The sequence below is a fragment of the Myxococcus sp. CA039A genome, from assembly GCF_013336645.1.
Taxonomy (GTDB): Bacteria; Myxococcota; Myxococcia; order Myxococcales; family Myxococcaceae; genus Myxococcus; species Myxococcus llanfairpwllgwyngyllgogerychwyrndrobwllllantysiliogogogochensis.
The window spans coordinates 22,146-28,975 of the sequence record NZ_JABUMQ010000123.1; the positions used below are offsets into that span (position 1 = coordinate 22,146).

Annotated in this window: 8 protein-coding genes; all 8 read right to left on the minus strand. The window is 68.8% G+C overall.

Translation table 11 applies throughout. From position 1 onward, the window contains the following. Positions 1-17: 17 nt before the first annotated feature. On the minus strand, positions 18-1,271 hold the full coding sequence (locus tag HR086_RS21345) for an outer membrane beta-barrel domain-containing protein (RefSeq protein ID WP_174466520.1): 1,254 nt from the start codon (positions 1,269-1,271) through the stop codon (positions 18-20). 15 nt (positions 1,272-1,286) lie between these two features. Then, positions 1,287-2,108: an outer membrane beta-barrel domain-containing protein gene (locus tag HR086_RS21350; RefSeq protein ID WP_141646040.1), complete on the minus strand. Its 822-nt coding sequence runs from the start codon at positions 2,106-2,108 to the stop codon at positions 1,287-1,289. Between the two features lie 385 nt (positions 2,109-2,493). Next, entirely contained in the window at positions 2,494-3,168 is a 675-nt protein-coding gene (gene rplC, locus HR086_RS21355; RefSeq protein ID WP_141646041.1) for a 50S ribosomal protein L3, read from the minus strand. Positions 3,169-3,315: 147 nt separating this feature from the next. Further along, entirely contained in the window at positions 3,316-4,086 is a 771-nt protein-coding gene (locus tag HR086_RS21360) for a hypothetical protein (protein WP_141646042.1), read from the minus strand. Between the two features lie 65 nt (positions 4,087-4,151). After that, a complete protein-coding gene (locus HR086_RS21365) occupies positions 4,152-4,625 on the minus strand; it encodes a hypothetical protein (RefSeq protein WP_174459189.1) in 474 nt (157 codons plus the stop codon). 58 nt (positions 4,626-4,683) lie between these two features. Beyond that, positions 4,684-5,760 (minus strand): HupE/UreJ family protein, encoded by a 1,077-nt coding sequence (locus HR086_RS21370; protein ID WP_174459190.1) that lies wholly within the window; start codon positions 5,758-5,760, stop codon positions 4,684-4,686. Positions 5,761-5,809: 49 nt separating this feature from the next. Continuing rightward, positions 5,810-6,376, minus strand: a complete 567-nt coding sequence (locus tag HR086_RS21375) for a hypothetical protein (protein WP_174459191.1) — start codon at positions 6,374-6,376, stop codon at positions 5,810-5,812. Then, the gene (locus HR086_RS49240) at positions 6,373-6,531 is read right to left on the minus strand and encodes a lmo0937 family membrane protein (protein WP_141649494.1); all 159 of its coding nucleotides are present in this window, start codon (positions 6,529-6,531) and stop codon (positions 6,373-6,375) included. The genes HR086_RS21375 and HR086_RS49240 overlap by 4 nt, the downstream gene beginning before the upstream one ends. Between the last annotated feature and the right edge of the window lie 299 nt (positions 6,532-6,830).

A 6,830-nucleotide genomic window follows, 5' to 3' on the forward strand; every position in this document is an offset into this window, starting at 1 on the left:
GTGCCTTCATGGCGAAATCAGAAGAGGAACGAGAAGCCTGCGTAGAAGCTGATGTTGTTGAGGACGTCGGAAGACGGCTCGGCCACCAAATCCCGGCCGAGGATGATGTCCTCGCGGTAGTTCTTCTTCGTCTTCGGATCCACGCCATCGAACTTCTCGTACTTGCAGCTGCCACTGAGCTGCAGCGAGCTGAACTCCTGGCCACCGGCGCGCGCGGCCTCCAGCGTCTCGAAGTCCGCCAGGTTGCAGCCATCCACCTTGTCCACGCGCGCCGTGTAGATGAGGTCCCTCACCTCCAGGCGCAACGCGTACGACTCGCCGAACTGGAGCCGGAACCCACCGCCCACCGAGCCGAGGAACTTGTTGCCCGTGTCACCGAAGCGCGCCGGCACGTTGTAGCGCTGCCCGTCGACCTCGTTGGAGACCTCCGGTCGGATGAGGTGCCGCGTGGAGCCCACGCCCGCGCCGCCGCTCAGCACCAGGCTGAACTGCGCCAGCTTGTCGTCGAGGAACGCGAACTTCCCGTACAGCGGCGTCACCTCCACGCCCGCCTGCGCGCCCCAGACGAGCAGCAGCGACGAGGCGGCCTGGGCTTGCTCGCGCACCTTGTCGATGAGCTCCAGGTTGAAGTCGCTCTCGTTGGTGTGCCAGTTGTACTGGCCCGTCACCTGGAGCGCGAAGTTCTCCTGCAGGTGGTAGCTGTAGTGCAGCGCCGTGCCCGCGTGGTTGGTGTACTTGCCGTTCACCTGGACGACGGCCGGGTACAGCGCCAGCTCGTGCTTGCTCTCGTCCGCGAAGCGCTTCTTCTGGACGATGTGCAGCGACACGTTCGGGTTGTAGAGCGGCGCGCCATTCACCAGCCGCTGCTGCTGGACGTCCGTGGTGCGCGGCGCCTCGTCCGACGAGGCCAGCACCGGCGCGTCTTCCGGCGTCACTGGCGGGTCCACGTCGCGCGCGCGCTCGGGCTCGGACAGCACGGGCTGCTCGTCCTGTGCCTCATCCATGGGCGCGAGCGCGGGCTCGACCTTCGGCGCCTCGGCGGCCTCCATGGGCACGGTGGGCTCCGGACGTGACGTCGGAGCGCGAGGCACCTCCGGCTTCGGCTCCGGGGGCCGCGCGGGAGGCGGAGGCACGGACGTCTCCGCGCCCGGCCCGGGAACGGACGGAGCCTCTTCCGCCTGGGCGAGCACGACAGCGGGCGTCGGGAAGCGCGGAGGGGCGGCCTGGGCCGCCGCCGCGACGAGGAGCGCGAGGGACAGAATCGGTCGCATGGTTTTCAGAAGGCCCTAGAAGGAAAAGGTGTAGCCGAGGTCGAACTGCACCAGGTGCGTGAGGCCGGGACTGGAGGCGACATCACCCGTCACCCGCCCCGCCTCCCAGTCGTCGCGGACCAGGTTGACGCGGTAGTTGTCGCGGAACACCCAGTCGCGCAGCTCCAGCCGCACGCCGTGCTTTTCGAGGATGAAGAAGCGGAAGCCCACCGCCGCGGACACCACCGGCGCCACGCGCGTCTCGCGCACCCAGTAGTTCTCCGAAGCGGAGCCCCGGTCGTCCAACGAGGTGCGGTTGTCACAGACGCCCAGATCCCGATCCACCACCTGCGAGCACTGGATGACGGAGTTGCGCTGGAAGCTGCCCACCCCGCCGCCCGCCCAGACGTACGCCTGGAAGTGCGCGGGAAGGTCGGACACCAGGCTCAGCTTTCCGTAGATGGGCGCCCACCGGACGCCGGCCACCCCGTGGAAGTTCATCTCCCAGAGGTCCTCCAGCTCGTCGGTGACGCGCTTGTCCTCGCGCGCCAGGAAGCTCTCGGAGATGGAGCGCGCCAGTCCCGTGTGGCGGCTGGCCGCATAACCGGCGCGCGCCTCCACGGCGAACGTGTTGAAGAGGTTGTAGGCGACTCCAGCGGAGAAGAAGTAGTGCGCCGTCAGATGCGTCTGGAGGGGCAACCCCACCCCCAGCGACGCCTCCAGGTGTCCGCCCGGCTCGTACAGCCGATTGCGGACAACGACGTTGTCGAGGACGGCCTCGTCATCCTGCGCGGCGGCCCCAGTGGCCGCCAGCCAGATCAGCAGTGGAGCAAAGACGCGGAGCGTGCGTGCGTTCATGGTTCCTGCCCGGCCCAAGGGGATGGGCCGCCGTGTGCGGGAGTCCAAAGCCTCCCCCATCCAGGGCGCCTGCGTCACCCGACGCCAGGTGCCTTCGTGGCGCATCCATGTGCGCACGGCTTCCACTCACGACAAGCCACGGAACCCACGGGGCGGAATTATTTTCACCCTCGGGCAACCGCGCCGCCCACCGGTCAACGTTTCGGGGCGGAGAAACGCCCACGCCTGGGCACGACACAGGCCACGGCTTCCCACCGGGAGCACCCCCGTGCCCCTCCGGCCTCAGCGAAGCCCGCAAAAGAAAACGCCCCGCCCGGATGCCCGACGAATCGGGCCCGGAAGCGGGGCGTCAGGAGCGCTTCAGAAGAAGACGCTCAGCAGCGGATCAACCGCGGCGCGCGGCCTTGTGCTGCTCGCGCATCGCCACCTTGATGCTGGGGCGCAGGAAGACGATGGCGTTGTTGTGGCCGGGGACGGCGCCCTTGACCAGCACGAGGCCCTTCTCCAGATCCACTTCGACGACGGTCAGGTTCTGCGTGGTGACCTGCTCCACGCCGTAGTGACCCGGCATCTTCTTGTTGGGGTACACGCGGCCCGGCGTCTTACGCTGACCGATGGCGCCCGGGTGACGCTGATACTCGTGCGTGCCGTGCGTCTTGGTCTGCGAACCCTTGAAGCTCCAGCGGCGCATGACGCCGGAGAAGCCACGACCCTTGGTCACGCCCGTGACATCCACGAGCTGACCCTTGGAGAAGAGGTCCGCCTTGACGGCGTCGCCGACGTTGAAGGAGGTGGCCTCCTCCACCGTGACGCGGAACTCCTTCACGTGGCGGCGATACGGGACGTTGGCCTTCTTGAAGAAGCCCCGCTCGCACTTGTTCAGAATCTTCTCGCGAATCTCACCAAAGCCCAGGGTGACCGCGGAGTACTGATCCTTCTCCGGGGTACGCTTGCCCACGACCTGGCAGGTGCTCACGTCGATGACCGTCACGGGAACGAGGTTGCCCTCGTCATTGAACACCTGGGTCATCCCGATTTTCTTGCCAATCAGACCCTTCACGTCGTCCTCACACTGCCAGCGCGCGTAGGCGCGGAAAAACCCAATAAAATCAATGATCTGGCCCGCGAACTACACTGCGGTCCCCAGGAAGCGGCGCAATGTAGCAGACATACCCCCCACGTCAAGCACTACGGGCGGGGGGGTACCTCACTGAGCGCGATCAAGCCTTGGGTAGAAGGCCGCGAGCTGCGCGTCAGCGATGCGCTGAGCGTACACGTCCTCGCCCAGCAGGAACAGCGCTTGATCCAGATAATCCTCGGCCGCCTTCACCTGTTCCTCCAACGTGGCGATGGTTTGATCCACTTCCGCCATGCGCTGGTCGTGCTCGGCCAGCCGGGCCTCGGCCTCGTCCTCCATCTCCAACAGGCGCTTGTGCGCCAGGATGCCGGGGGCGCCGGGCTGACCGGGCTCCGGGGTGAGGGCGGTGGACAGCCGGAGGTCCAGGTCCTCGACTTCCCGGCCGAGCCGCATCTGGGTGAGGCGGTTCTTCTTGAGGTTGGTGCGCGCGACGTCGATGCGGGCGACGTCCTGTCGCGTCAGCTCCATGTCGGCGATCTTCTTCTCCAGCTTGATGAGGCCATCGGCGGCGTAGCGCAGCTCCGCGCGCCGGGTGGCGAGCGTCTTGCGCAGGTCGTTGACCTTGCCGTCGATGGCGTCCACCGCCTTCTTCCATTTGCGGACGATGGCCTGGTGGCCGACCTTCTCCGCTTCCTGCTCGTCGAGGAACGCCTGATAGGCGGCGTCCTCATCGTTCATCTCCTGCTCGAGCGCCGCCAGTTCGTCACGGCGCGCCACCACCGCTTCCTCCGCCTTGTAGACACGGTCCATGGAGCGGGGGCAGTTCGGCTTGCCCGGGAGCCTGTCCCGGGCGAGGTCGCCGAGCTGAAAGATGAGATCGTCGTAGCTCTCCTTCGCCATGGGCGGATTTCTACGCCCAACACGCGGGGACTGTCACCGGGAGAGCGAGCGCCCGACGCGCGTTTTCAGGAGTCGGCGGGCGCGGCGGCGGCGGTGGAGCTGGCCATGGTGGATGCGGCCAGGGCTCCTTCGGCCAGGGCGAGCAGCTCCCGGGCACGGTCCTGCTCCTCGGTGCGGTTGAGCTCGCAGACCCACGCCGAGGACAGGTCCGCCTGCTGCCGGGCCAGCTCGGCGGTCGTCTCGTAGCGCGCGGCGGACGCTCGGGCGAAGGCGCCCTCCCGCCGCAGCTCCAGGAGCGTGTCCGCGTCCAGCTCGATTTCCTCGGGGGGCACCGGCAGGGGCCCCCGTCCCAGCGCCGCCAGTCGCGCGAGCAGCCGCGAGGCGTGCGCCCGGCAGAACGCGGCGAGCACCATCAGCCTCGCGCGGACCCTGGCGTCCATGATCCGCTCGGCGAGCATCGTCATCCGCCGGGCGGAGACGACCTCCGCCTCCCACGCGGCCGCCAGTGCCGCGGCCAGCCGGGTATGCCTCGCACCCATCTACGTCCCCCGATCCCTACCCACTTCGAGCCCAACGTAGGGATGGGTGCCGCCGGATTCAACCGAGTGCGCGCTCGACCATCCAGTACCCACCAGCGGCGAGGATGCACACGGACAACACTCGCACCGCCCCGCGGTGCACCGCGGGCCTGCGCTGGAGCATGCGAAGAGGCGGCAGCAGCACCACGACAACCAGGGCCTGCCCCAGCTCCACGCCCAGGTTGAAGCCCACCAGCCCCTTCACCACCGAGTCCCCCAGGCCATAGCCCGCCAGCACGCTCGCGAAGCCGAAGCCGTGCACCAGCCCGAAGAGGAAGGTGATGAGCGCCCGGTGGCGGTGCTCGCGCAGCACCAGGTTCTCCACCGCCACATAGATGATGGACGCGGCGATGGCGGCCTCCACCCAGCGCACCCGATCTCCGTCGAGCACCACCCAGCCGAGCGCGGTGGCCCCCAGCGTGATCGAGTGCGCCACGGTGAAGGACGTCACCAGGAGCAGCACCCGCTTGAGCCCGCCTCCCACCAGCAGCACCGCGAGCAGGAAGGCGAGGTGGTCCACGCCCTCGAAGATGTGGCGCAGGCCCAGCCCCACCCAGCCGCCAAACCCGCTGACGGCCGACGAGGCCCCCTGCCCCGGCCCGGGAATGGCCAGCGACGGCTGCGCGGCGTCCGCGAAGAGCGCCCCGGGCATTTCCCCCTCCACCGCGCTGCCGAGGATGACCCGGTAGCCCGCGGGCAGCACCGACAGGACGGCGTAGCGCTGCTGGAGCGGCCCCTCCGGACACGTGAAGATCGCCGACAGCTCCACGAAGGTCTGCCGGAGGAGCGCCGCGTGGGACGTGCGCGCGCAGGGCTGGCCGCCGGCGGTGAGCGGCATCGCGTCCCACACGCCGACTTCCAGCGAGGGCCTGCGGGCGTCGAGATCCGCCTGGGACACCGTGCCGTCCCCGTCCGCGTCGGCCGGGACGAGCAGGCCCAGCGTGCCCGCGGTGAGGGTGACAACCTGGCGCACCTCGGCCTCGGCGGGCCCGGCGCGACGCACCTGGGTGTAGAGGATGTCGGCGTCGTGGGCGGAGGCGCCGCTCGGAAGCAGCAACAGGCCCGCGAGCAGCGCTCCCCAGGGAAACTTCGTCATGGCGCGCGAGCCTGCCGCCCCGGCGCGCCCGCGTCCACCGCACCCCGGTCTATTCCGGGATGATCTCCAGCTGGACCTGCTGCCGACCACTCAGGCCGCCATGCCGCGCGCCGCAGCGGGGACAGAAGATGAGCTGATCCCACTCCCAGAGCAGCTTCACGTCCTCCCCACAGCACAGCATGGGAATCACGCGCAGCAGCTCGTCCGGCTCCGGCTCCATGGGGCCCGGCAGTGACTCCGGCGCCACCGCGACGAACGTGGGACTGGGGTTGAGCGACAGCGTGCGCGAGACGTGCGCGAGCTGCTCGTAGCGGACGTGATTGGCCCACGCGCGCGCCACCGACTCCAGATGTGTCTGCTGCGCCGGGGTGAGGAAGCCGTCCGCCTCCGCGCGATGGCCACAGTAGGGGCAGCGCCACACGGGCAGCCCCTCCTCGCTCTCGTGCGCGTTCTCCAGCGCGAAGAACGCCTGCAGCTTGTGCAGCAGCGCGCGGGCGTCATGCGGGCCTGGCCGCGTCTTGAACGGGCGCATGCAGCTGGGGCACTCGCGGCGCGTGAAGCCCGCGGTGTCCCGAGGCAGCTCCACGCCCTCCGCCTCCAGGCCCTGGCCGCTCATGACAGCGCCGTCCGCCGGCCCCGCGACACCACGCCCACCACGAAGGCGAGCAGCGCGAAGAGCAGGAACAGGTGAACCCAATACCCCTCGGTGGAACCCGCGGTGAGCCCCAGCCCCCACAGCACCATCAGGATCATCCCTATCGTCCAGTACACGCGGCACCTCCCCTGTCCCCTACCCGGACCGGCGCAAGCTAGGAACGCGAATGCCCACCGGCAACCCAGGGCCGCCTCCCGTCCTTTTCACAGGAAGCAAAGTTCCCTGTCCGGGCATTTTTTCCGACCGGTGAGAAGCCGCTCACCCCGTGAGGCCGTCGGAGTTCCAAGAGATCTAAAGGAGATAGAGGCGCGCAACCCCCGCCAAGGGCGCTGGCATGGCGCCTGCTTGGGTGTCTCCCCGTCGGAGTCAACGCGAGTGAGTGACTCCGTGAGCGCTGTGGCACGGGTTGCTGGGG

Bases quoted from the DNA above. Each gene is read 5' to 3' on its own strand.
- HR086_RS21345 (WP_174466520.1), bottom strand. From the start codon at position 1,271: ATGCGACCGATTCTGTCCCTCGCGCTCCTCGTCGCGGCGGCGGCCCAG.
- HR086_RS21350 (WP_141646040.1), bottom strand. From the start codon at position 2,108: ATGAACGCACGCACGCTCCGCGTCTTTGCTCCACTGCTGATCTGGCTG.
- HR086_RS21360 (WP_141646042.1), bottom strand. From the start codon at position 4,086: ATGGCGAAGGAGAGCTACGACGATCTCATCTTTCAGCTCGGCGACCTC.
- HR086_RS21365 (WP_174459189.1), bottom strand. From the start codon at position 4,625: ATGGGTGCGAGGCATACCCGGCTGGCCGCGGCACTGGCGGCCGCGTGG.
- HR086_RS21370 (WP_174459190.1), bottom strand. From the start codon at position 5,760: ATGACGAAGTTTCCCTGGGGAGCGCTGCTCGCGGGCCTGTTGCTGCTT.
- HR086_RS21375 (WP_174459191.1), bottom strand. From the start codon at position 6,376: ATGAGCGGCCAGGGCCTGGAGGCGGAGGGCGTGGAGCTGCCTCGGGAC.